The 22,420-nt window shown below is 44.4% G+C and carries 24 protein-coding genes; 18 read left to right on the top strand and 6 right to left on the bottom strand.

The genetic code is table 11. The features are described from left to right. Window positions 1-18: 18 nt before the first annotated feature. Window positions 19-354: an RNA polymerase-binding protein RbpA gene (locus PHILAsVB114_RS03855; RefSeq protein WP_095698071.1), complete on the top strand. Its 336-nt coding sequence runs from the start codon at window positions 19-21 to the stop codon at window positions 352-354. Here PHILAsVB114_RS03855 and PHILAsVB114_RS03850 read toward each other — a convergent pair. From PHILAsVB114_RS03850 to PHILAsVB114_RS03835, 4 genes are read right to left on the bottom strand one after another with little or no spacing between them, the layout of a single operon-like run. Then, window positions 351-1,886: a phosphoglucose isomerase-related protein gene (locus tag PHILAsVB114_RS03850; protein WP_095698070.1), complete on the bottom strand. Its 1,536-nt coding sequence runs from the start codon at window positions 1,884-1,886 to the stop codon at window positions 351-353. The two genes, PHILAsVB114_RS03855 and PHILAsVB114_RS03850, sit on opposite strands and share 4 nt — an antisense overlap. After that, window positions 1,883-2,980, bottom strand: coding sequence for a transaldolase (gene tal / locus PHILAsVB114_RS03845; RefSeq protein WP_095698069.1), 1,098 nt, complete (start codon window positions 2,978-2,980; stop codon window positions 1,883-1,885). Before tal ends, PHILAsVB114_RS03850 begins: the two co-directional genes overlap by 4 nt. Then, window positions 2,977-5,028 carry a transketolase gene (gene tkt / locus PHILAsVB114_RS03840; RefSeq protein WP_095698068.1) on the bottom strand — a complete coding sequence of 684 codons (2,052 nt, stop codon included), beginning with the start codon at window positions 5,026-5,028 and terminating at the stop codon, window positions 2,977-2,979. The genes tal and tkt overlap by 4 nt, the downstream gene beginning before the upstream one ends. After that, a complete protein-coding gene (locus PHILAsVB114_RS03835; protein ID WP_095698067.1) occupies window positions 5,025-5,909 on the bottom strand; it encodes a COX15/CtaA family protein in 885 nt (294 codons plus the stop codon). The genes tkt and PHILAsVB114_RS03835 overlap by 4 nt, the downstream gene beginning before the upstream one ends. A gap of 93 nt (window positions 5,910-6,002) precedes the next feature. On the opposite strand from PHILAsVB114_RS03835, the gene PHILAsVB114_RS03830 reads away from it, so the two are divergent. Genes PHILAsVB114_RS03830 through PHILAsVB114_RS03790 form a run of 9 tightly spaced genes read left to right on the top strand, consistent with a single transcriptional unit; the run spans window position 6,003 to window position 14,211 of the window. Further along, complete coding sequence (locus tag PHILAsVB114_RS03830) at window positions 6,003-6,686, top strand: helix-turn-helix transcriptional regulator (RefSeq protein WP_204246754.1); 684 nt, start codon at window positions 6,003-6,005, stop codon at window positions 6,684-6,686. Next, entirely contained in the window at window positions 6,683-8,092 is a 1,410-nt protein-coding gene (gene sufB, locus PHILAsVB114_RS03825; protein ID WP_095698066.1) for a Fe-S cluster assembly protein SufB, read from the top strand. The genes PHILAsVB114_RS03830 and sufB overlap by 4 nt, the downstream gene beginning before the upstream one ends. Further along, complete coding sequence (gene sufD, locus PHILAsVB114_RS03820; RefSeq protein WP_095698065.1) at window positions 8,092-9,183, top strand: Fe-S cluster assembly protein SufD; 1,092 nt, start codon at window positions 8,092-8,094, stop codon at window positions 9,181-9,183. Before sufB ends, sufD begins: the two co-directional genes overlap by 1 nt. A gap of 1 nt (window position 9,184) precedes the next feature. Beyond that, window positions 9,185-9,490: a non-heme iron oxygenase ferredoxin subunit gene (locus PHILAsVB114_RS03815; protein WP_236850855.1), complete on the top strand. Its 306-nt coding sequence runs from the start codon at window positions 9,185-9,187 to the stop codon at window positions 9,488-9,490. A 34-nt stretch (window positions 9,491-9,524) separates the two neighbouring features. Then, window positions 9,525-10,277, top strand: a complete 753-nt coding sequence (gene sufC / locus PHILAsVB114_RS03810) for a Fe-S cluster assembly ATPase SufC (protein WP_095698064.1) — start codon at window positions 9,525-9,527, stop codon at window positions 10,275-10,277. Window positions 10,278-10,286: 9 nt separating this feature from the next. Next, window positions 10,287-11,534, top strand: a complete 1,248-nt coding sequence (locus PHILAsVB114_RS03805; protein WP_095698063.1) for a cysteine desulfurase — start codon at window positions 10,287-10,289, stop codon at window positions 11,532-11,534. After that, on the top strand, window positions 11,534-11,974 hold the full coding sequence (sufU, locus tag PHILAsVB114_RS03800) for a Fe-S cluster assembly sulfur transfer protein SufU (RefSeq protein WP_095698062.1): 441 nt from the start codon (window positions 11,534-11,536) through the stop codon (window positions 11,972-11,974). The genes PHILAsVB114_RS03805 and sufU overlap by 1 nt, the downstream gene beginning before the upstream one ends. Before the next feature lie 30 nt (window positions 11,975-12,004). Further along, window positions 12,005-12,316, top strand: a complete 312-nt coding sequence (locus PHILAsVB114_RS03795) for a metal-sulfur cluster assembly factor (RefSeq protein ID WP_095698061.1) — start codon at window positions 12,005-12,007, stop codon at window positions 12,314-12,316. Between the two features lie 2 nt (window positions 12,317-12,318). Continuing rightward, on the top strand, window positions 12,319-14,211 hold the full coding sequence (locus PHILAsVB114_RS03790; RefSeq protein ID WP_095698060.1) for an ABC transporter ATP-binding protein: 1,893 nt from the start codon (window positions 12,319-12,321) through the stop codon (window positions 14,209-14,211). Here PHILAsVB114_RS03790 and PHILAsVB114_RS03785 read toward each other — a convergent pair. Further along, entirely contained in the window at window positions 14,170-14,859 is a 690-nt protein-coding gene (locus PHILAsVB114_RS03785) for an SURF1 family protein (protein ID WP_095698059.1), read from the bottom strand. The genes PHILAsVB114_RS03790 and PHILAsVB114_RS03785 overlap by 42 nt on opposite strands. Window positions 14,860-14,873: 14 nt before the next feature. Then, window positions 14,874-15,146, bottom strand: a complete 273-nt coding sequence (locus PHILAsVB114_RS03780; RefSeq protein ID WP_095698058.1) for a DUF3099 domain-containing protein — start codon at window positions 15,144-15,146, stop codon at window positions 14,874-14,876. Window positions 15,147-15,224: 78 nt separating this feature from the next. On the opposite strand from PHILAsVB114_RS03780, the gene fabG reads away from it, so the two are divergent. From fabG to pheT, 8 genes are all read left to right on the top strand, one after another. Continuing rightward, window positions 15,225-15,935, top strand: coding sequence for a 3-oxoacyl-ACP reductase FabG (gene fabG, locus PHILAsVB114_RS03775; protein WP_095698057.1), 711 nt, complete (start codon window positions 15,225-15,227; stop codon window positions 15,933-15,935). After that, window positions 15,936-16,703 (top strand): enoyl-ACP reductase FabI, encoded by a 768-nt coding sequence (gene fabI, locus PHILAsVB114_RS03770; protein WP_095698056.1) that lies wholly within the window; start codon window positions 15,936-15,938, stop codon window positions 16,701-16,703. A 171-nt stretch (window positions 16,704-16,874) separates the two neighbouring features. Then, the gene (infC, locus tag PHILAsVB114_RS03765; protein WP_204246753.1) at window positions 16,875-17,501 is read left to right on the top strand and encodes a translation initiation factor IF-3; all 627 of its coding nucleotides are present in this window, start codon (window positions 16,875-16,877) and stop codon (window positions 17,499-17,501) included. A gap of 26 nt (window positions 17,502-17,527) precedes the next feature. Further along, the gene (rpmI, locus tag PHILAsVB114_RS03760; RefSeq protein ID WP_095698054.1) at window positions 17,528-17,725 is read left to right on the top strand and encodes a 50S ribosomal protein L35; all 198 of its coding nucleotides are present in this window, start codon (window positions 17,528-17,530) and stop codon (window positions 17,723-17,725) included. 14 nt (window positions 17,726-17,739) lie between these two features. Then, the gene (rplT, locus tag PHILAsVB114_RS03755) at window positions 17,740-18,102 is read left to right on the top strand and encodes a 50S ribosomal protein L20 (RefSeq protein WP_095698053.1); all 363 of its coding nucleotides are present in this window, start codon (window positions 17,740-17,742) and stop codon (window positions 18,100-18,102) included. Between the two features lie 8 nt (window positions 18,103-18,110). Further along, on the top strand, window positions 18,111-18,905 hold the full coding sequence (locus PHILAsVB114_RS03750) for a TrmH family RNA methyltransferase (RefSeq protein WP_095698052.1): 795 nt from the start codon (window positions 18,111-18,113) through the stop codon (window positions 18,903-18,905). 25 nt (window positions 18,906-18,930) lie between these two features. After that, the gene (pheS, locus tag PHILAsVB114_RS03745) at window positions 18,931-19,938 is read left to right on the top strand and encodes a phenylalanine--tRNA ligase subunit alpha (protein WP_095698051.1); all 1,008 of its coding nucleotides are present in this window, start codon (window positions 18,931-18,933) and stop codon (window positions 19,936-19,938) included. Continuing rightward, entirely contained in the window at window positions 19,938-22,394 is a 2,457-nt protein-coding gene (pheT, locus tag PHILAsVB114_RS03740; RefSeq protein WP_095698050.1) for a phenylalanine--tRNA ligase subunit beta, read from the top strand. The genes pheS and pheT overlap by 1 nt, the downstream gene beginning before the upstream one ends. The last annotated feature ends 26 nt before the right edge of the window (window positions 22,395-22,420 follow it).

Below are 22,420 nucleotides of genomic sequence, written 5' to 3'. Positions count from 1 at the left end.
AATTGATAGGAGCAATACATGGCAAGTGCAATTCGCGGTAGTCGCGTTGGTGCAGGCCCAATGGGCGAGGCAGAACGTGGAGAAGCGATTGCTCGTTCTCATGTTTCTTATTGGTGCGCAAACGGACATGAAGTGCGTCCATCATTTGCCGAAGAAGAGAGCGTTGTAATTCCTGCAGAGTGGGATTGCCCTAAGTGTGGTTACCCAGCAGGTCGCGATAAAGCCAATCCACCAAGTCCTATTAAGAATGAACCATATAAAACACACTTGGCATATGTGAAAGAGCGTAGAAGCGATGCTGAAGGCTCAAAGATTCTTGAAGAAGCGTTACGCAAATTACGCGGAGATGACTAAAGACTCTTAGCTATTGCTAGAAGTTCAGAGATTCCTTTTGCGCGATCGAGTAAGTGCAATCTCAATATAGGCAATCCACGGCTTGCAATAGCATTTTCGTCTCCATTGGCCTGGGCTGCAATGAGTGTTTTGAAAGTGAAGTCTTTACCTGGAATCACAAAATCCACATCACTCTCCGCTGTTATTTGAAGGAAAGATCCATTGGCTTGTGCGCCCTTGTGATATTGCCCTGTTGAATGTAAAAACCGTGGCCCCCATCCAAAAGTTACAGCCTTGGAAGTTTTGTGCGCAATGATGTTTCGAAGTTGCATAAGTTGCGCATCTTCTCGTCGATCCACGTAAGCCATTATGGCGAGGTATCCATTCTCGGCGATGGCATTGAGAAAAACAGATAGCAGAGATTTCACATCATCTGCTTGTTGAAAAAACGCAATGGATTTATCCGTACCCACACTGTTAAGTGCTGGAACAGAGTCGCCCCATGTTGCTAACAGTGAACCACTTGCTAGCTTTGACTCTTGAACATTTGGTTGATTAAAGGGATCAATAGATAAACCAGAACCCAAGAGTGCAGTCACCCATTCCCAGAAGAAGAATTGCGAACCTAAATCTCCAGTGATAACCAAATCAGCATCGGATGCAAATGAGACTCTTAGCGTTTTTGGCGGTAGAAAATCTCCTGCTTTATCGGTAACAATTGGTAGGCGACCAACTCCATTTTTGCCTGTGGATTCAGCAACGAGTTGTTCAATCCAATCTGATAGCCCAGGCATTTTTGAGTTTTCATCTGTTATGCCAAAATATTGAACGGTTCCCGTGATAATTGCATAGGCCGTAAGGAGCGCCGGATATGGGTCGCGAATCAAGGCTTCTTTTGTATCTGCTGAGCTATCTAAAATAATTGAAACATCAATGCCAAGAAATGCGGAAGGTAGTAAACCAAAAGCGCCCAAAACACTAAAGCGACCACCCACATTCGGGTTGGCATTTACAACTGTGAATCCAGAATTACGCGATGCGATATCAAGGGGAGAATCTGGATCGGTAACGATAATCATGTGTCTAGTCTTATCTAAGCCAGCTGCTTCAAATAGATTTTCGAAGAGCGCTTTCTGACTGGTTGTCTCTATTGTTGAACCAGATTTTGAACCAACAATCACAAGTGTTGTTTCCAGATTTTCAGGTAAGCAATGGGAAATGTAATGTGGGTCAGTTGAATCCAGCACGATGAGCTCTTTGCCATAGGTGTGTGCAATAACTTCAGGACCGAGAGAAGATCCACCCATTCCGCATAAAACAATTGTGTTCAGATGTCGAAACTTGGCTGTGAGTGCATCAAGTTGTGCAAGCAACTCGCGAGAATCTGTTGGCAGATCAATCCAACCCATACGAATTTTTGCCTCATCGCTGGCTTCTGAACCCCAAATGGTGAAGTCTTTTTTGATGAGTCGTTCATGAGCGTCCAACAGCTTTTTGAATAGTTGTGACTGCCGATCAACTAGCTCGCTATTTCTATATCGAACTTCAATCATGCATTACGAACCTTATCTACATCATCTAAAAGTGCTTGCCATGCTTTGGCAAAGGCAGCCACTCCTTCTGTTTCTAAGGTATCGGTGATGTGATTGAGTGAAACTCCAGTTTTTAAAAGAGCAGCGAGAGTAATGTGTGAATTCTCGATGGCCGGTGTAATTGTATTTCCATGAAACTTGCCATGATCTATTACAGCGTCCAATGTTGATTGCGGCATCGTGTTTACCGTAGAGGGTGCAATTAATTCCATGACATATCTAGTGTCGTCATAAGCTGGATCTTTAACGCCGGTAGATGCCCATAATGGACGTTGCATGTGCGCACCAGCAGCGTTTAACTTGTCCCACCGTGCAGATGCGGATTTCGATAGGAAGAGTTCATAGGCAAGAACGGCATTAGCTATCGCGGCTTTTCCAAGAAGTTCAAGGCTTGATTGGGTGTTTATCTCTTTGAGTTGGCGATCAACTGATGTATCTATTCGGCTAACAAAAAAAGATGCCACACTATGAATTGAGGTTAAATCAATGCCACGTTCTTGTGCTTTCTCTATTCCTAGAATAAAAGCATCAATTACTTCTTCATAGCGTTGGCAAGAAAAAATCAAAGTGACATTAACGCTGATTCCACTTGCGATTAGTTCGGTAATGGCAGGTAGGCCAGCTTTAGTTGCTGGAACTTTAATCAAAAGATTTGGGCGATCAACTATTTCCCAGAGGGATTTGCCCTCATCAATTGTGTTCTGGGTGTCGTGGGCCAGGCGCGGATCAACTTCGATGCTTACTCGACCATCCACACCGAAAGATTGAGCATAGATATCTGCGAAGAGATCACATGCGTTGCGCACATCATCAGTAGTTAATTTCTTAACAATGTTTTCGGGGGATAAGGATTTCATCGAGGCGATATCGGCGGCATAGTCGGCGGATCCTGTGATTGCTGAATTGAAAATACTTGGATTAGTTGTTACTCCCACAACGCCTGAATTGGCGATTCGAGATGGCAAACTTTGAGCGTCATCACCAGTTAACTTTGCTCGCGATAAGTCATCTAACCAAATAGATGTGCCCGCCTTCGAGATCTCTTGTGTAATCAAGAAAGTATTTTCTTCACGGTTGCAATTACATTTTCCACGGTAAAGCCGAATTCTTTAAACAAAACATTGGCACTAGCTGATGCGCCGTAATGCTCTAAGGAGATAGAAGCTCCGTTATCGCCGACGTAATCACGCCAACCCTGAGCAATTCCTGCTTCAATACTTACACGCGCTTTTATCGATGGAGGCAGAACTTGATCCTTATACGCTTGTGTTTGTTCGTTAAACCATTCAAAGCACGGAACGCTGACTACGCGAGTAGGAATACCCGATGCTTCTAAGGCTTGCGCGCTCGTTACAGCTAAGGAAACTTCTGATCCAGTTGCCATCAAAATAACTTGTGGGGCGGAGCTTGCTTCTTTGAGAATGTAAGCACCACGTGCAACGCCATCGAGTGATCCATATTGCGTGCGATCAAAAACCGGTAAATTTTGTCTAGAAAGTAAGATTCCGCATGCGTTGCGCCGTTGGATAATTACACGCCATGCCGCTGCAACTTCATTGGCATCAGCTGGTCTGATGACATCTAAACCAGGAATCGCACGAAGTGCCGCAAAGTGTTCAACAGGTTGATGTGTTGGTCCATCTTCACCTAATCCAATTGAATCGTGTGTCCAAACAAATGTGGAAGGTAGTTTCATGAGGGCTGCTAATCGAACAGCCGGTCTCATGTAATCACTGAAAACTGCAAATGTTCCAGCAAATGCTTTTGTTAAGCCACTTAAAGCGATTCCATTGAGTATTGATCCCATTGCATGTTCTCGAATACCGAAGTGAATGATTCGCCCGTAGGGATTCGCATCCTTCATAGAACTACTTGCGGGAAGAAAGGAAGCTCCGCCTTCAATTGTGGTGTTATTGCTATCTGCTAGATCTGCAGAACCGCCCCACATTTCAGGAAGTTTCTGCGCAAGAGCGTTGATCACATCACCGGATGCTTTCCGAGTAGCGATTTCTTTACCAGCCTCAAAGCTTGGAATTAAGGAATCCCAATCTGAAGGTAATTGTTGAGAAAGAACTCGTGACAAAGTTTTCGCGCGGTCGGGTTGTGCTTTTTTCCATGAATCAAATTTCTTGTCCCATTGCCCTCGAGCTGCAGCGCCACGCTTTTTTACTAGACGTGCGTGATCAAGCAAACTTTGTGGAAATGCAAAGTGTTCTTCTGGGTTTAGACCAAGTTCGACCTTGGTTGCAGCGATTTCTTCTGCTCCGAGTGCTGAACCATGAGATTTAGCTGTGCCTTGTGCATGGGGAGCGGGCCAGGCAATAACTGTTTTTAATCTAACCATTGTTGGCTGTTTTAGATTTGCAGCTGCCTGTGTCATCGCTTTATCTAAGTTAACTAAGTCCACATCACCATTTGAAAGAGCCGACACTTCTATCACTTGCCAGCCGTAGGCGCGGTATCGCGCAGAGACATCTTCTGTAAATGTAACGTGCGTGTCGCCTTCGATTGAAATTCGATTATCGTCATAGATAACATTTAAATTACCCAGTGCCTGCGTACCTGCAAGAGATGCTGCTTCGCTGCTAACGCCTTCCTGTAAATCTCCGTCAGAACAAATGACCCACACATTGTGATCAAATAATGATGAGCCGTCAGTTGTTAAAGGATCAAAGAGACCACGTTCAAATCGCGCGGCCATCGCCATACCAACTGCGGTTGAAACACCTTGACCCAAAGGTCCAGTTGTCATTTCAACTCCGGCGGTGTGAGCAAACTCTGGGTGACCTGGTGTGAGTGAACCCCATGTTCGAAACTCTTGAAGATCTTTTAGTTCTAATCCGTATCCGCTTAGAAAGAGCTGTGTGTAGAGAGTCATTGATGAGTGTCCGCAAGACAGAATGAAACGGTCGCGACCAATCCATTTAGGATCACTAGGGTCGTGAATTAAGTGATGCTGAAAGAGTAAGTATGCAACAGGTGCCAGAGACATTGCGGTTCCAGGATGGCCATTGCCCACCTTCTGCACCGCATCCATAGCAAGTGCCCGTGCATGGGCAATTACTAGATCATCTTCTTTACTCCAATTTGCAATAGTGCTCATCGATTCAATTCACTCTCTTTTGGTTGTCTTGAAACGGATAGCCATACTTTCCATGCGCTGATCCACACCAATGTGGATCCGAGCATATGCATGGCAACGATTAATTCTGGCAAATCCAGGAAGTATTGAATATATCCAATTGCCCCTTGAATTAGTGCTGCAAGGAAGAAGAATTTGAGCAAGCGTTTTGTATGAGAAGGAGTCGCGGTAAAAATGAAGTAGGCGAGGGATAGGCCTAATAATGCAATGACCAAGTCTGCGTGTAACCAAGCCACTGTACGGAAATCAAAATCAAAACGTGGGGCGGCAGCATCTCCGGCATGGGGACCAGAACCTGTCACCAATGTTCCAACAACAATAACTAGGAACGTAAGAACCACGTGGCCTCGACCTAGTGCGTGGAGTGTATTTTTACCAAGTGTGATTCGCTCGTATGGAGTCTTCGCTTTTGTCAGTAGTGATTGCGCACCAGCGATTAAGATGATTGAAAGTATGAAGTGACCTGCTACAGGCAATGGATGCAAATCTGTAAGCACCGTGATGCCACCTAAAACAGCTTGTCCAAATATTCCAGCGAATTGACCAAGAACTAGTAGTCGCAATTCTTTTTGTTTACTCAGCAATACGGCAAGAATCGAAAGTATGCAGGCGAGCACGAGTGCAAATGTTAGTAATCGATTTCCAAATTCAATCCACGCACGAAAACCTTCGAATTGATCTTCCACTGGGGTGTATGAACCTTCAACACACTCCGGCCAAGTAGGACAGCCAAGGCCTGAGCCTGTGAGTCGAACGATGCCACCGGTGAGAACAATTCCCACTTGGAAAACTAGGAGAATTCGCAGAATTGCCACCAACCATTTACGGGCAAATTCGCTCATGGGCTTAGCCTAGATTGGCAGGCATGATTGAAGATGCCAATTGCAGGCGTGCCTCGAGTGGTAAGAATCATTGATTTACGACACAATAGTGTTGTGAAAATAGCCGCAGGATTAGCACCTTCCGATGACGTGCGTACACGCGATGCCGTGGCTCGCCAAATCCTAGAAAATGGACCATCAACTGCTGCTGCCCTTTCGAAAAAGCTTGGTTTTACTCCTGCAGGAATTCGTCGCCACTTAGACGCCCTTGTTTTGGATGGAGTTTTAGAAGCGCGCGAACCACACGCAGCACTTGTTCGCGGTCGCGGTAGACCTTCAAAAGTTTTTGTGATGACTGATAACGGTCGTGAAAAATTTGAACATTCCTATGATGATTTAGCAGTAGCTGCTTTGAAATTCATGTCCGCTCAAATGGGAGAGGAAAGCATCAAAGCATTCGCAGAATCTCGCGCCGATGACATTATTAAAAAGGCGTCCCTATCAATTGTGAAAAAATCTCAAAAGAGCGATGCATTGGCCTCGTTTCTAACTGAACAGGGCTATGCAGCAAGTGTTGTTGAAAAGGTGCATGGAGAAGAAATTTGCCAGCACCATTGCCCGATCGCACACGTTGCAGCAGAGTTCCCACAATTATGTGAAGCCGAAACTCGTGCTTTCTCAGAGATCCTCGGTACTCATGTTCAACGATTAGCAACCATCGCTCATGGCGATGGTGTGTGCACAACTTTTGTTCCAAAAACGGCTCGTTCGTTAACTACTAAGAGAGGTCGCTCATGACAATCGCCCATCCAGAACTAGAAGGAATTGGTAATTACGAATACGGCTGGGCAGATAAGAATGAGAAGAGCGATAACGCCAAGCGGGGTATCAACGAAGACGTTGTCCGCGATATCTCTTCGAAGAAGTCCGAACCACAGTGGATGCTCGATCTACGTCTTAAGGGTTTAGCCCTGTTTGAAAAGAAGCCAATGCCATCATGGGGATCAGATTTATCCGGAATCTTTTTCGACACAATCAAATACTTTGTGCGCTCAACTGAAAAGCAAGCACAAACATGGGATGACCTTCCAGAAGATATTAAAAATACCTACGATCGCTTAGGTATTCCTGAAGCGGAAAAACAACGTCTGGTCTCAGGTGTTGCTGCTCAATACGAATCTGAAGTTGTTTATCACTCGATTCGTGAAGATCTTGCAGCGCAAGGTGTGATTTTTCTTGATACGGATTCAGGATTGCGTGACCACCCAGAATTATTCAAAGAATATTTCGGAACCGTAATCCCAGTTGGCGATAACAAATTTGCTGCGTTGAATACCTCTGTGTGGTCTGGTGGTTCATTTATTTATGTTCCTAAGGGAGTACACGTAGAGATTCCTTTGCAGGCATATTTCCGTATCAACACTGAAAATATGGGCCAGTTTGAACGTACCTTAATCATTGCTGATGAGGATTCTTACATTCATTATGTAGAAGGTTGTACAGCTCCTATTTACAAATCTGATTCACTGCACTCTGCAGTAGTTGAGATTATTGTGAAAAAGGGTGCACGAGTTCGTTACACAACTATTCAAAATTGGTCTAACAACGTCTATAACTTAGTTACTAAACGAGCAACATGTGCCGAAGGTGCAACCATGGAGTGGATTGATGGAAACATTGGTTCAAAGGTAACTATGAAATATCCAGCAATTTTTCTTATGGGAGCCCACGCTAAAGGTGAGACACTTTCACTAGCATTCGCTGGAGAAGGACAACATCAAGATTCAGGTGCAAAGATGGTTCACGCCGCACCGTATACATCTTCAACTGTGATTTCTAAATCAGTTGCTCGTGGTGGCGGTAGAACTTCATATCGCGGCTTAGTGCAAATTCAAGAAGGTGCTCATCATTCAAAGAGCACCGTCAAATGCGATGCGCTGCTTGTGGACACGATTTCTCGCTCTGATACATATCCATATGTAGATGTTCGAGAAGACGATGTTTCAATGGGTCACGAAGCGACAGTTTCTAAGATCAGTGATGATCAATTGTTCTATTTGATGTCACGTGGTCTAACAGAAGATGAAGCAATGGCAATGATTGTTCGTGGATTCATTGAACCGATTGCTCGCGAACTTCCAATGGAATACGCACTTGAACTCAACCGTTTGATTGAACTTCAAATGGAAGGCGCTGTTGGTTAATGAGTGTTTTAACCACAAATATTTTGGTGCCTCATGGGCGGGAAGAGTCGTGGCGTTTTACTCCACTGAATCGCCTTAAGGGTTTACACGATGGCTCTGCGGCAATTGCAGAGCATCGTTCGCTTTCGTTGCGCTCTGATGTAACTCCAGGAGTTACATTTGAGAGAATTTCAAGAGAGCTTTTGCCATCTTTAAGCACAACTGATGACGCAGTAATGAACAGAGTTCGAGAGTTTTCCTCAGATGTTGCAGTTTTGAAAATCGCTGCAAACACAGAGGTTAGCTCGCCAATTCATTTGTCGAGAAAAACTTTTGGAATTAATGCAGCTGAATTTTCGCGTGTTCTAATCCATGTGGGATCGAATGCACGGGCAACTGTTATTCTTGCCAATACAGGGGACACCTTGTTAGCAGAAGAGATTGAATTCAAAGTTGAATCAGGCGCCAATCTCACTTTTGTGACGTTACAAGAGTGGGATTCTCAAACTGTTCACGTTGGTAAGCACCATGCCATAGTTGATAAAGATGCGATGTTTAAATCCATCACTGTCACTATTGGCGGTTCGGTAGTTCGCTTACTTCCAACAGTTGAATTTACTGGCCCTGGCGCAGACGCTCACTTAATTGGTGTGTACTTCGCAACTGCTGGGCAGTTCTTTGAGCACCGAATATTTGTTGATCATTGCGTTCCTAATGCGAAGTCTCGAGTTAATTTCAAAGGTGCTTTATCTGGAGACAAGGCTCATACAGTCTGGATTGGTGATGTTTTCATTCGTGCCAATGCAGAAGGAACCGATACATACGAACTTAATCGAAATCTTTTGCTCACAGATGGAGCTCGCGCCGATTCAGTGCCAAATTTAGAGATCGAAACTGGCGAGATAGTTGGTGCAGGACATGCAAGCACTACGGGTCGCTTTGATGATGAACAGCTTTTCTATTTGATGTCACGCGGTATTTCAGTAGAAGATGCTCGTCGTTTAGTTGTCCGAGGTTTCTTTGCAGAAATCATCACCGAGATTGCTGATTCCGAAATTCAAGATCGATTAATGCAGCGCATTGATGATGAACTTGTAAAGGCAGGTGCTTAAGGTGAGTTCAATTAAGCTATCAGCGATGCGAGATCGTAAGCCGGTGAAAGTAAACATCAATGGTGAGGATCTTTGTTTAACACGTATTGGTAACGAAGTTTTTGCGATCAATGATACGTGCACACACTCAGAGGCATCTTTGTCTGAAGGAGACGTAACAGATTTCAAAATTGAGTGTTGGCTACACGGAGCAGAGTTTGATTTGCGCACAGGCGAGGCACTTACATTGCCGGCCAATATCGCTGTTAAAACCTACCCAGTCAGCATCGTCGATGATGTCGTAGAAGTTCATTTCACAGATAAATAGTCCACAAACAAAAACGAGAGATAACAGGTCACCCATGAGCACATTAGATATCCGAAACCTTCAAGTTTCTGTAAACACCGAAAGCGGTGCGGTAGAAATCCTTAAGGGCGTTGACCTGGTCATTAAGTCAGGGGAGACTCACGCAATCATGGGACCAAATGGTTCCGGTAAGTCCACTCTTGCTTATTCAATCGCTGGTCATCCTAAGTACACCATCACTGGTGGTTCGGTAACACTAGATGGTGCAGATGTTCTTGAAATGAGTGTTGACGAACGCGCAAAGGCTGGATTGTTTCTAGCAATGCAATATCCCGTTGAAGTTCCAGGAGTTTCAGTATCTAATTTCTTGCGTACAGCAGCAACGGCGCTTCGCGGTGAGGCTCCAAAGTTGCGCACGTGGGTATCAGAAGTAAAAGGTGCAATGGAAGCTCTATCTATTGATCCAAGCTTTGCTCAGAGAAACGTTAATGAAGGTTTTTCTGGAGGAGAGAAGAAGCGCCATGAAATTATGCAGCTTGAACTCTTAAAGCCAAAGATTGCGATTTTAGATGAGACCGATTCAGGTCTAGATGTTGATGCTCTACGTATTGTGTCTGAAGGCGTTAACCGCGCAAAAGATTCAAATAACTTAGGAGTACTTCTCATCACGCACTACACACGCATCCTGCGTTACATCAAACCAGATTTCGTGCATGTTTTTGCAAACGGACGCGTAGTTGAAGAAGGCGGTCCGGAGTTAGCAGACAAGCTAGAAGCGCAAGGATATGCCGAATACGTCGGTAATTAGTCTGTAATTATGACTCTTGATGTCACGAAGATCCGCAAAGATTTCCCAATCTTTTTGCGAACTATTCGTGACGGCAAAAAGCTCATTTATTTAGATAGTGGTGCGACGAGTCAAAAGCCCCAGGTTGTAATAGATGCTGAAATGGATTTCTACAAATTACACAATGCCGCAGCACACCGCGGTGCTCATCAGTTAGCTGAAGAAGCAACCGAGCTCTTTGAAGCCGCCCGCGAAACTGTTGCAGATTTTCTTGGCGCCGATTCGCAAGAGATTGTATTTACAAAAGGTGCCACCGAATCATTAAATCTTCTTGCTTATGCTTTTAGCAATGCTGAGCCGGGCAGTCGTTTTGCAATAGGGCCAGAGCACACAATTGTTGTCTCAGAAATGGAACACCATGCGAATTTGATTCCTTGGCAACAATTAGCAAAGCGCAGTGGCGCAACGCTTAAGTGGTTCGGAGTAACAGCGGATGGACGACTGGATGAATCAAATATTGATTCATTAATCACCGATAAAACTAAGATTGTTGCTATAACCCAGCAATCCAATGTTCTGGGAACGATTAACAATCTTGAACAAATAATTAAGAAGGCGCATTCAGTCGGAGCAGTTGTTATCGTTGATGCGTGTCAATCAGTTCCGCATGCAGCTGTCAATGTTCGCACATTGGGAGCAGATTTTTTAACGTTTTCAGGTCATAAAGCTCTAGGTCCAACTGGCGTTGGAGTTTTGTGGGGAAAATATGATTTGTTAAATGAATTGCCGCCATTTTTATTCGGTGGATCAATGATTGAAAATGTAACCATGACTGATGCGACATGGGCCGAAGCTCCTAGAAAATTTGAAGCTGGCGTTCCCAACATGGCGCAAGTAGTTGGGTTGGGCGCAGCTCTTAAGTATCTTCAAAATGTTGGTATGGATGCCATACACAAGCATGAAGAAGAACTAACTTCCTACTTATTAACTGAACTTGGAAAAATTGAGGGCATCGCAATAGTGGGGCCATTAGATAGAGCATTGCGTGGAGGAATAGTTTCTTTTACTGTTGAAGGAATTCACCCCCACGATCTTGGTCAGTATTTAGATAGTCTCGGTATTGCGGTCAGAACAGGTCATCATTGTGCTTGGCCGTTGACCCGAGCACTGGGAGTTCCAGCAACAACTCGAGCATCTCTGTATTTGTATAACGATCATTCAGATCTTGATGCGTTAGTTGCTGGCGTCAAAGATGCCAAAAAGTATTTTGGACAATAATGCAATTAGATAACCTTTACCAGGAAGTTATTTTGGATCATTACAAGCATCCAGAAAACAAAGGTCTCGCTGCTGCCTATGACGCTCAGGTTCACCACATCAATCCGAGTTGCGGGGATGAAATTACATTGAATTTAACTTTGGATGGATCGATAGTTCAATCAGTTTCATGGGATGGGCTCGGATGCTCTATTTCTCAAGCAAGCGTATCCATCATGAGTGGCTTAATGATTGGCAAGAAATTAGATGATGCACAAGTAGTTTTCGATAATTTTGTTCAGCTTATGCAGAGCAAAGGCAGTGGTCAGCCAGATGAATCAATCTTGGAGGATGCTGTAGCCCTGGCAGGTGTATCTCAATATCCGGCTCGTATTAAGTGTGCATTATTAGGCTGGATGGCCTTTAAGGATGCGTCAGTACAAGCTCAAAAAAAGAACTAAACTAAGCCAGATATAGAAGGGTTTGAAGAAATGACAACAAGTGTTGATGATGTGACTGAGGCAATGAAAGATGTTGTCGACCCTGAACTAGGAATCAATGTTGTTGATCTGGGTTTGATTTATGACGTGATGGTCGATGAAGCAAATATTGCAGTTTTAAATATGACTCTGACATCTGCGGCTTGCCCGCTCCAAGATGTAATTGAAGATCAAACCAGACAAGCACTTGCAGGGATGACTACCGATGTGAAAATAAACTGGGTATGGATGCCACCTTGGGGTCCGGATAAAATCTCTGATGAAGGTCGCGAACAACTAAGAGCATTGGGCTTTACGGTCTAAGTATGTCCATGCAGGTAGCGTGGATGACCCACCGGTCCATGACTGCTGACCCTTCAGTTAAGGAACAAAAACTAAAAGCAGGAACCGTCAAGAGAATTTTTGCTTTCGCAAGGCCATATCAAATGTATCTTTCAATTTTTTTGTTTACAGTCGTAATCGATGCTTTCTTAGTTGTTGCGACACCTTTGATTCTTCGTAAGTTAATTGACGATGGAGTTATTCCAAAAAATGGCGAACTAATCACTCAGTTAGCTTTCATCGTGGGCTTGCTTGCCGTGGCTGATGCTTTTATGAGCATCGTAGGTCGTTGGTTCTCTGCTCGAATCGGAGAAGGTTTGATTTATGACTTACGTTCACAAGTTTTCGCACATGTTCAAAAACAGTCGATAGCGTTCTTCACGCGGACTCAGACCGGTGCACTCATATCTCGAATTAATTCGGATGTGATCGGTGCACAGCAAGCCTTTACATCTTCTTTGTCCGGAGTTTTAAGCAATGTTGTTACGTTAATTTTGGTCACAACAACCATGTTGTTTCTTTCTTGGCAGATCACTCTGGTTTCACTTGTGCTTTTGCCTGTTTTTTTGATTCCCACTAAATGGGTAGGTCGCAAACTACAGGCTCTCACGCGGGATTCTTTCAATCTAAACGCTGCTATGTCCTCAACGATGACAGAACGATTCAATGTTTCGGGTGCGATGTTAGTTGCCCTATACGGAGAACCCGGTCATGAAAATGAATTTTTTCGTTCACGGGCTAGACGCGTAGCAGACATTGGCATCTCAATGGCGATGCTCAATCGAATATTCTTCATTGCTCTCACCAGCGTTGCAGCAGTTGCCACCGCCTTTGCTTATGGAATAGGTGGGCACCTTGCTTTAAATGGAACTGTGACTGTTGGAACTTTGTTGGCAATCACGGCTCTGTTGGCTCGTTTGTATGGACCATTAACTGCTTTATCAAATGTGCGAATCGATGTAATGACAGCGCTCGTTTCATTTGAAAGAGTTTTCGAGGTATTAGATCTAGTGCCGATGGTGACAGATAAAGCTGACGCTCAGTTGCTGGCGAGCAAGATTCCTAGCGTTGAGTTTAAAGATGTTCATTTCTCATATCCGCGCGCGGATCAAATCTCACTTGCCTCATTGGAGTCAGCAGCCAAAGAAGAACAGATACAAAGTGGAGAGATCTTGAAAGGTATTTCATTTGAGGTTCCGGCAGGAAGTTTCACGGCAATCGTTGGACCATCTGGGGCAGGTAAAACAACCATCAGTGCTTTATTACCACGACTCTATGACGTTACCAGTGGCAGTATCGAAATTGATTCAATTGATGTACGAGATCTAACTCTTGATTCTCTTCGTGGCGCAATAGGTGTTGTTACACAAGATGCCCATTTATTTCATGAAAGCATTGCCCAAAATTTGAGATACGCCAAACATGATGCAACTGAAGCCGAAATGGAAGAGGCTTGTAGATCTGCACAAATCTGGCAATTAATTGAATCGCTTCCAAGTCGTTTTGAAACACTTGTTGGAGAACGTGGTCACCGTTTATCAGGGGGTGAGAAACAACGCTTAGCTATTGCACGTTTACTTCTAAAATCTCCATCAGTTGTAATTCTCGATGAAGCTACTGCGCATTTAGACTCCGAAAATGAAGCACTGGTTCAACAAGCTTTGAAGTCTGCACTCAAGGGAAGAACCAGTATCGTCATTGCGCATCGTTTAAGTACAGTAAAGGATGCGGATCAAATCATCGTCCTTGAAAATGGAGTTATTGTTGAACGTGGAAAACATGAAGAGTTGTTTAATGCTGGCGGATTGTATTCAGAGTTATATATGCGACAAGATTTAAGCGGTTTTGCGAATGAGACGTCTTCCATAAACAACTAAAGCGCCAAAGAAAATCCATTGCAATGCATATGCCATGTGGGGACCGTCGCTGAGTTCAGGCAACTCAACTGGGACATCTGGATTCATTGAAGTATCTGAAACTGAAATAAGATCGATATAGAAATCTTCCGTTTGAATTCCTTTTCGAGCATCTAATTGCGATACTAAATCCCTCTGAGAGTTGTTTGAGACGGCAAAAAACTTTCCTTGAGGCAAAGAAGAATCTAATCGCAGGCGGCCCGTTATATTCACAATGTTTTCATTTGTTCTTTGTAGCGATGGCGCAATAGTTGCATTCGATCCCGCTTGGATCCAACCACGATCAACCCAGATTTTTCTCTCTCCAAAAGTAAATAGTGTGAGTTGTTCAAAACCGTAAACGCCTTCGCTATATCGATTACGAAGCAAGATTTGATTTGCATCGTCAAAGGAGCCTTGGATAGAAATTTTTCGCCATTCGAAAGAATCTAAGTTTCCGGTGAGTTCGCTCAATTTAACTTCAGGTAATTGAGATTGTTCGACGATCAAAGTATTGCGGGCGTGACGGTCAACTCCGCGATGATATTGCCACTGTGCAGCCCAGAGACATAAAAGCACTAACAAAAGCGCGATAAGTGTTTTGAGAATTGAGTACCGTTCTTTAACCACGGTATTACCTTAACTTATGACAGTGAACGTGGTTTCTTTTTCAATATTGATGCGCCCGGAAGAATTGTTTCCCGACCTGCATTTGCAACGACTACTGCGACGTATGGAAGAAATACTGCACCTGCTAGTGCAATCCAACGATAGGGGCTTGGCAGGATTACTGTGAGAATAAAGCAAGCTGTTCGGACCATCATTGAAATAAAATAACGGCGTTGACGCCCAGGTTGATCAGAGCTTAAAGATTTCTGAGCACTGGTGATGTCGTAAACATCTTCTTCGTTAGCCATGCGTTGATTCTAGGCGAGGAGCAGACACGGTGCCAGATGAAATTCACTTTACGCGAGAGTAGCCAGTAGATTTCTCGCATGTCGCAAAAACCTATCGCCTTCGTAACTGGGGGAAATCGAGGGATTGGTTTAGCTATCGCCAATACTTTGTTGCAAGATGGTTTTCAGGTGGTTATTGGTTCTCGTTCCGGTGCGTCAGTACCAGGTTTTGATTGTGTGGCAATTGACGTCACATCTACCCAGAGCGTTGATGATGCATTCACTCTTATTGAAACATCTTGGGGGATTCCAGAAGTTTTAGTATGTAATGCAGGAATAACGAAGGACGCACTTGTGCTGCGCATGTCTGATGAAGATTTTGAAGCAGTCATTGATTCGAATTTAACTGGTGCGTTTCGGGTTGCCAAACGCGGAACCAAAGGTTTGCTTAAAATCAAAAAAGGTCGCCTGATATTTATTGGTTCAGTTGTCGCATTATTGGGTTCTGCTGGTCAAGTTAACTATTCGGCAAGTAAGTCAGGACTAATCGGCATGGCTCGATCATTCGCACGCGAATTGGGCAGTCGTGGCATTACGGCTAACGTGATTGCTCCAGGATTTGTTGAAACCGATATGACAGCAGAATTAGGCGACAAGCGTAGACAAGAGATTGCAGAGTCGATTCCTCTTGGCAGATTCTCCGATGCTACAGAGATCGCAGAAGTTGTATCTTTTATTGCTTCAGAAAAAGCGGCATACATAACGGGTGCTGTAATTCCTGTTGATGGCGGACTAGGAATGGGGCACTAAATGGATTTGCTCAGCGGCAAGAATATTTTAGTAACTGGTGTTTTAACTGATGCATCGATTGCCTTTCATATTGCTCGAATAGCTCAAGAAGAGGGGGCTAATGTTCTGCTCTCTTCATATGGTCGTGTACTTAGTTTGACCACACGCATTGCTGGGCGCCTTCCAAATCCTGCGCCAGTAATTGAATTGGATGTAACCAATCAAGGAGATCTTGATTCACTGCAAAACAGAGTTCTTGAACACGTTCCACACCTAGATGGAGTTGTTCATTCAATTGGTTTCGCACCAGAGGGCGCACTCGGTGGTAATTTCTTAAATACCACCTGGGAAGATGTGGCAACTGCCATGCATGTTTCTGCGTATTCCTTGAAGTCTTTATCGATGGCGTGTGTGCCGTTGTTTAAAGACAGCGCTTCTGTAGTTGGTTTGGATTTTGATGCAACTGTCGCATGGCCAAAGTATGACTGGATGGGTGTTGCTAAAGCTGCATTGGAATCAACTTCTCGCTATCTCGCAAGAGATCTTGGACCTAAAAACATTCGTGTAAATCTCATTGCAGCGGGCCCTATTCGCACCATGGCTGCTAAATCAATTCCAGGTTTTGATGAATTTGAGAAGGTTTGGAATGAGAGAGCACCTCTTCAATGGGATGTCACAGATGCTGTGCCCGCCGCAAAAGGCGCTGTAGCTCTGCTCTCCGATTGGTTTCCCAAGACTACGGGGGAGATCATTCACGTCGATGGTGGCGTACATGCCATGGGTGCTTAAGCGTAAATTTCGCCTTTCACCCCTTCTCGGGTAATCTTCACCTCAGACCAGTGACTGCATAGTTACTGCAAGAGGAGTACCGCTCCCACCTCCATCGCTACGGCGAGTTGGTTTGTCAGGGTTATGAATTGGTTTCATCCAATTCTCCTTGCGGTGTTTTTCTTGTAGCGCTTGCAACACACAAAGCGTTTGCACTTAACCGAAGGAGCACAAATCAGCACTGAACCGCGCATTAATGATCGAATTCGCACACCTCAAATTCGACTCATCGGTCATACCGGTGATCAAGTTGGAGTTGTAGATATCGATACCGCGTTGAAGATGGCAGATGAAGTCGGTCTTGACTTAGTTGAGATTGCACCAGATGCCAATCCACCCGTTTGCAAGATTATGGATTTCGGAAAGTACAAGTACGAAATCGCACAAAAAGCTCGGGAAGCGCGTCAGAACCAGACCCACATTGTGGTCAAGGAAGTGCGCATGCGACCAAAGATCGAAAATCACGATTATGAGACTAAGCGTGCTCATATCGAGAAGTTCCTCAAAGGTGGCGACAAGGTGAAGGTAACGATGCAGTTCCGCGGAAGAGAGCAGACAAGACCAGAACTTGGTTACAAATTGCTACAACGTCTTGCAGAAGATGTTGCACTATTTGCCTTTGTGGAGTTCGCCCCTAAACAAGAAGGTCGAAACATGACAATGGTATTAGGACCGACGAAGAAGAAGACAGAAGCAGTTGCTGAACAACGCGCAGCCCGCAAAGCTAAAGAGCTAGCAGCTGCAAAAGAAGAAGCGTAAAGAGAAACCGAACTAAGGAGAGCACAATGCCAAAGATGAAAACTCACAGTGGGGCGAAGAAGACTTTTCGCATCACAGGAACCGGAAAAGTTATGCACGAACGTGCTGGCAAGCGCCACCTCCTTGAGCATAAGTCTTCACGTGTTACACGTCGCTTGAGCAATGAGTCAGCAGCAAAGCCGTCAACTACATTTACAGCCAAGCGCATGCTTGGGCTGAAGTAAGGAGCGTGAATTAAATGGCTAGAGTAAAACGTGGTGTTCACGCAGCAAAGAAGCGTCGTACAACTCTTGAACGCGCAAGTGGTTATCGTGGACAACGTTCCCGTCTTTTCACAAAGGCTAAAGAGCAAGTTACACACTCAATGGTTTATGCCTTCAATGACCGCAAGGACAAAAAGGGTGACTTCCGTCAATTGTGGATTCAGCGCATCAACGCTGCAAGCCGTGAAAATGGTTTGACATACAACCGTTTAATTCAGGGATTAAAGAGCGCAGGAGTAGAAATCGATCGACGCATACTATCTGACTTAGCTACTAATGATCCAGCTACATTCAAAGCACTTGTTGATGTGGCTCGTAAGAGTCTTGCATCTGCATAAATAGAATCATGATTGAGAGCCTTAATTCCCCACATGTTGGGAGAGTTAAGGCTCTTATCAGTTCTAGAGGTTCTAAAGAACGAAGTGAATCAGGGCTTTTTATCGCAGAAGGTATTCAATGTGTTCGCGAGGCGTTGAGTTCTTCTACAGGACCACAGTTACAAACCATGTACGTGACAAATAGCGCTTTAGAAAAGTATTCAGAAGTATTAGATCAAGCTCAATGTGAAGTTCTGAGCATCTCAGATGACGTCGCAAGAACTATGTCAGACACCGTTACCCCGCAGGGTTTGATTGCAGTCTGTGAGATTCCAAATAATTCGATTGAAAGTCTAAAGCCAGCAACTAAAAGCAAATTCATTTATCTCAGTGAAGTTCAAGATCCGGGAAATGCTGGGACAATCATCCGTTCAGCAGATGCTTTCGGCTTCGAGGCGGTTATTACATCGCCCAATAGCGTTGATATTTATTCACCAAAAGTTGTCCGAAGTACTGTTGGATCACTATGGCACATACCGGTTTACCAGGAAGTGCCTTTGGATGAAATACTAAATTGGGATTGCACATTTGTTGCGCTCGATACTGCCGCAGAAACACCGTTATCAAAGATTGCCTTGGATCGATCAGTGGTTGCAATATTTGGAAATGAAGCTCGCGGCTTGCATAATCTCAAAGGTTTATCTGCGTCAAAGGATCGTATAACTCCGGTAAGAATTCCTATGCCCGGCAATGCAGAAAGCCTGAATCTATCTGTTGCCGCAAGCATCGTTATGTATCAACTAGCAAATATCCCAACTTCCTAAAGTACGAGGCGTTAGACTCGCCTCCATGAATGCGCAAGAAATTCAAGGTTGGGTTGACTCGGCTGATTCGGCCTTTAAGGCTTGCGCGACTCTCGATGATTTAAAGAGTGCACGTCTGCTTCACACGGGGGATAAGTCATATATTTCTGGAGCGTCTCGCTCTTTAGGATCTCTCTCACCGGATGAAAAAATCTCATTAGGAAAACTTGTCGGAGAAGCGAAAGCTTCCATTGCCAACTCTTTAGAAGCCGCAACAAAGCGTTTGGAAGATGAGCGCGATAAGAAAATGCTTGCCGAAGAAATCGTTGATATCACTTTGCCTGTGCGTCGAAATCATCAGGGCGGCTTGCATCCAATTAGTATTATTAAAAATGATATTTCAGATTTTTTTATTGAACAAGGTTATTTTGTTGAAGAAGGTCCTGAGCTGGAATCAGGATGGCTCAATTTCGATGCTCTCAATATTCCAGCCGACCATCCTGCTAGAACCATGCAGGATACTTTTTTCGTAGAACCATTGGAATCTGGAATGGTTTTAAGAACACATACTTCGCCCGTACAGATTAGAACAATGCTTACAAAAAAACCGCCAATATATGTCATATGCCCAGGTAGAACTTTTAGAGCCGATGAATTAGATGCCACGCATAGTCCGGTTTTTCATCAAGTTGAAGGTTTAGTAGTTGATCGTGGAATTACTATGGCTCATTTGAAGGGAACGTTGGATAATTTTGCTCGGTACATGTTTGGTCCTGATGTAACAACTCGTTTGCGACCCTCTTTCTTTCCTTTCACGGAACCAAGTGCTGAAGTCGATGTCTTTTTCAATGGTCGATGGATTGAATGGGGTGGGTGTGGAATGGTTAATCCGCGCGTTTTACAAACGTGCGGCATTGATACGAAGGAGTTCAGCGGATTTGCATTTGGTATGGGGCTAGAACGAACTCTTATGGTTCGTCACGGCATAACAGATATGCATGACATTGTTGAAGGCGATTTGCGATTCACAAGACAATTCGGAGTGGGGCTGTAATGCGTGCACCATTGTCTTGGTTAAGAGAGTTTGTTGAAATTCCAAAGAATCTGTCCGCAGAGGACATCGCTCAAGGTCTTGTGCGAGTTGGATTTGAGGTTGAAGAAATAATTGTGCAAGGTAAAGATGTTCAAGGTTCATTAGTTTTTGCTGAAGTTCTCTCAATCGAAGAAATCACTGAATTTAAGAAACCAATCCGATACGTTGGTTTGGACTGCGGCGAGAAGCAGACTCGTTTCGTAATATGTGGTGCAACAAATTTCAATGTTGGCGACATTGTTGTAGTGGCCTTGCCGGGCGCAGTGCTTCCTGGTGACTTTCAAATAGCTGCGCGCGAGACATATGGGAAAACTTCCAATGGCATGATTTGCTCAGCAAAAGAGTTGGCTTTAAGCGATGATCACGCCGGCATTATGGCATTTAGCAAGAACCAGGTTTCAATAAAAGATGACGTGAGACAAACCTTGTTAGTTGACGATGTCATATTTGATATCGCAGTAAACCCTGATCGTGGCTATGCACTCAGCATTAGGGGAGTGGCTCGTGAAATAGCGGGAGCATTTGATCTGAAATTTACTGATCCAGTGCAAGCTTTGCGCACCTTGTCCTTTGCAAACACTGGCAAAGGCGTGCAGCCCAAAATCGATGATAAGAATTGTGCGTCAATTTTCTATATTCGAACGATGTCGAATTTTGATTCCAGCGCCTCAACTCCTGTGTGGATGCGTCGTCGAATTGAAAAAATGGGTATGAGATCTATTTCTTTAGTTGTCGACGTAACGAACTATGTCATGCTGGAATTAGGTCAGCCGCTACACGCATTTGACCGACACAAAATAAAAGGAAGCTTGCATCTAAAGCGTGCAGGTAAGGCTGAAAAGTTCACAACTTTAGATGGACAGATTCGCATGTTGGATCCTATGGATTTGATGGTTACAGATGAGGAAAAGCATCTCGCGTTAGCCGGAACCATGGGTGGTGCTTCCTCTGAAATATCTGAAAGCACAACTGAAATCGCACTAGAAGCGATGCGCTTTGATCCAATTGCCGTAGCTCAAAACTCCCGCCGGCATAAGTTATCTTCAGAAGCATCACGCAGATTAGAACGCGGAGTTGATCCTTCGCTAGCGGAGTTCGCCTCGGCACGTTTTGTTCAATTATTGACTGAAAATAGTTCGGCGCAACATGTTGAAACAGCATTTACTGGTGAGGCTAAGTTTCCACCAACTTTTAGCATAGATCCTCATGACGTTTCAAAGATCCTAGGTTTTGAAGTAAAACCTGAAGAAGTTGCCAGAACTTTGCGTGTAGTGGGCTGCGATGTGGATGAGAAGAAGTGGGTTATCGATCCACCATCATGGCGAGCGGATTTAATGAATACATCTGATATCGCAGAGGAAGTTGCACGCATTATTGGATATGAATCTATACCTTCGATACTTCCGAATCGGCCTTTGCACGCATCCTTAACATCCTTACAAAAACGACGTCGGGTTATTGCGCAGTACTTAGCCAATCGAGGATTTGCTGAAGTTTTAACTTTCCCCTTTACAAACCAGAAGACAATAGATGACATGGGCTTTGTTGGCCCTCGCGCGGCTACGTATGCAATTGCCAACCCGATGTCGGATGAAAATCCACTACTAAGAGTTCATTTAATTCCAGGTTTGATAGAAGTTGCGGCTCGAAACATCAGTCGAGGCGCTAAGAGTTTTGCGATTTTTGAGATGGGGTCAATTTTTAGAAGTTCACAAAAGTTGGAAGCTTCAGTTAGTCCTGACGTTGCAAAGCGTCCTTCTGCAGATGTAATTTCTAAGATATTTGCTTCCGCACCGCAACAAGCTGAGATGGTTTCAGGTTTGATGGTAGGCAAGAAGGAAGAAGATTCTTGGCAAGGAAAATCGGCAGATTACGGTTGGAATGATGCAATAGCGTTTGCACAAGAAATTCTGGAGCTCGCTCATTTAGATTATGAAGTGAAGCGTTCAGATCTAGCGCCCTGGCATCCGGGACGTTGCGCTGAACTTATCGTGGATGGAAAAGTTGTTGCACATGCAGGAGAAATTCATCCGCGCATTCTTAGTCAATACAACTTGCCTGCCCGCTCCAGTGCATTCGCAATTAATTTAGGAGCACTGCCAGAGTCCGAGATGGTTCGCCCTCATAGGGTTGGCGTGATGCCTGCTGCGATGCAAGATGTTGCTTTGATTGTTGATTCCTCCGTTACTGCGCTGCAGGTTCAAAGTGCTTTGGTGGAGGGTGCCGGAGATCTACTTGAATCTATCTCTCTCTTTGATCGATACGACAAAGTGGGAGATGGGAAAGTTTCCTTAGCTTTCACTCTGACTTTTAGGGCACCAGATCGCACCCTCACCAGTGAAGAAGTTTCTGCGATGCGCGAATCAGCCACCAGTCTGGCATCAAAGCGTTGTGGTGCGGTGGTACGAACTGCATAATTATGCATAAAATTGCATAATTAGTC

The organism is Candidatus Planktophila limnetica (genome assembly GCF_002288365.1).
Lineage (GTDB): Bacteria > Actinomycetota > Actinomycetes > Nanopelagicales > Nanopelagicaceae > Planktophila > Planktophila limnetica.
This window is presented reverse-complemented; position numbering and strand designations above follow the sequence as displayed.

Coding starts and splice junctions, on each gene's coding strand:
- PHILAsVB114_RS03780 (WP_095698058.1), bottom strand. CDS start 15,146: ATGGCTAACGAAGAAGATGTTTACGACATCACCAGTGCTCAGAAATCT.
- fabG (WP_095698057.1), top strand. CDS start 15,225: ATGTCGCAAAAACCTATCGCCTTCGTAACTGGGGGAAATCGAGGGATT.
- pheT (WP_095698050.1), top strand. CDS start 19,938: ATGCGTGCACCATTGTCTTGGTTAAGAGAGTTTGTTGAAATTCCAAAG.
- sufB (WP_095698066.1), top strand. CDS start 6,683: ATGACAATCGCCCATCCAGAACTAGAAGGAATTGGTAATTACGAATAC.
- PHILAsVB114_RS03850 (WP_095698070.1), bottom strand. CDS start 1,886: ATGATTGAAGTTCGATATAGAAATAGCGAGCTAGTTGATCGGCAGTCA.
- PHILAsVB114_RS03790 (WP_095698060.1), top strand. CDS start 12,319: ATGTCCATGCAGGTAGCGTGGATGACCCACCGGTCCATGACTGCTGAC.
- pheS (WP_095698051.1), top strand. CDS start 18,931: ATGAATGCGCAAGAAATTCAAGGTTGGGTTGACTCGGCTGATTCGGCC.
- sufU (WP_095698062.1), top strand. CDS start 11,534: ATGCAATTAGATAACCTTTACCAGGAAGTTATTTTGGATCATTACAAG.
- sufD (WP_095698065.1), top strand. CDS start 8,092: ATGAGTGTTTTAACCACAAATATTTTGGTGCCTCATGGGCGGGAAGAG.
- rplT (WP_095698053.1), top strand. CDS start 17,740: ATGGCTAGAGTAAAACGTGGTGTTCACGCAGCAAAGAAGCGTCGTACA.
- fabI (WP_095698056.1), top strand. CDS start 15,936: ATGGATTTGCTCAGCGGCAAGAATATTTTAGTAACTGGTGTTTTAACT.
- tkt (WP_095698068.1), bottom strand. CDS start 5,028: ATGAGCACTATTGCAAATTGGAGTAAAGAAGATGATCTAGTAATTGCC.
- PHILAsVB114_RS03750 (WP_095698052.1), top strand. CDS start 18,111: ATGATTGAGAGCCTTAATTCCCCACATGTTGGGAGAGTTAAGGCTCTT.
- PHILAsVB114_RS03805 (WP_095698063.1), top strand. CDS start 10,287: ATGACTCTTGATGTCACGAAGATCCGCAAAGATTTCCCAATCTTTTTG.
- PHILAsVB114_RS03835 (WP_095698067.1), bottom strand. CDS start 5,909: ATGAGCGAATTTGCCCGTAAATGGTTGGTGGCAATTCTGCGAATTCTC.
- PHILAsVB114_RS03795 (WP_095698061.1), top strand. CDS start 12,005: ATGACAACAAGTGTTGATGATGTGACTGAGGCAATGAAAGATGTTGTC.
- rpmI (WP_095698054.1), top strand. CDS start 17,528: ATGCCAAAGATGAAAACTCACAGTGGGGCGAAGAAGACTTTTCGCATC.
- sufC (WP_095698064.1), top strand. CDS start 9,525: ATGAGCACATTAGATATCCGAAACCTTCAAGTTTCTGTAAACACCGAA.
- PHILAsVB114_RS03855 (WP_095698071.1), top strand. CDS start 19: ATGGCAAGTGCAATTCGCGGTAGTCGCGTTGGTGCAGGCCCAATGGGC.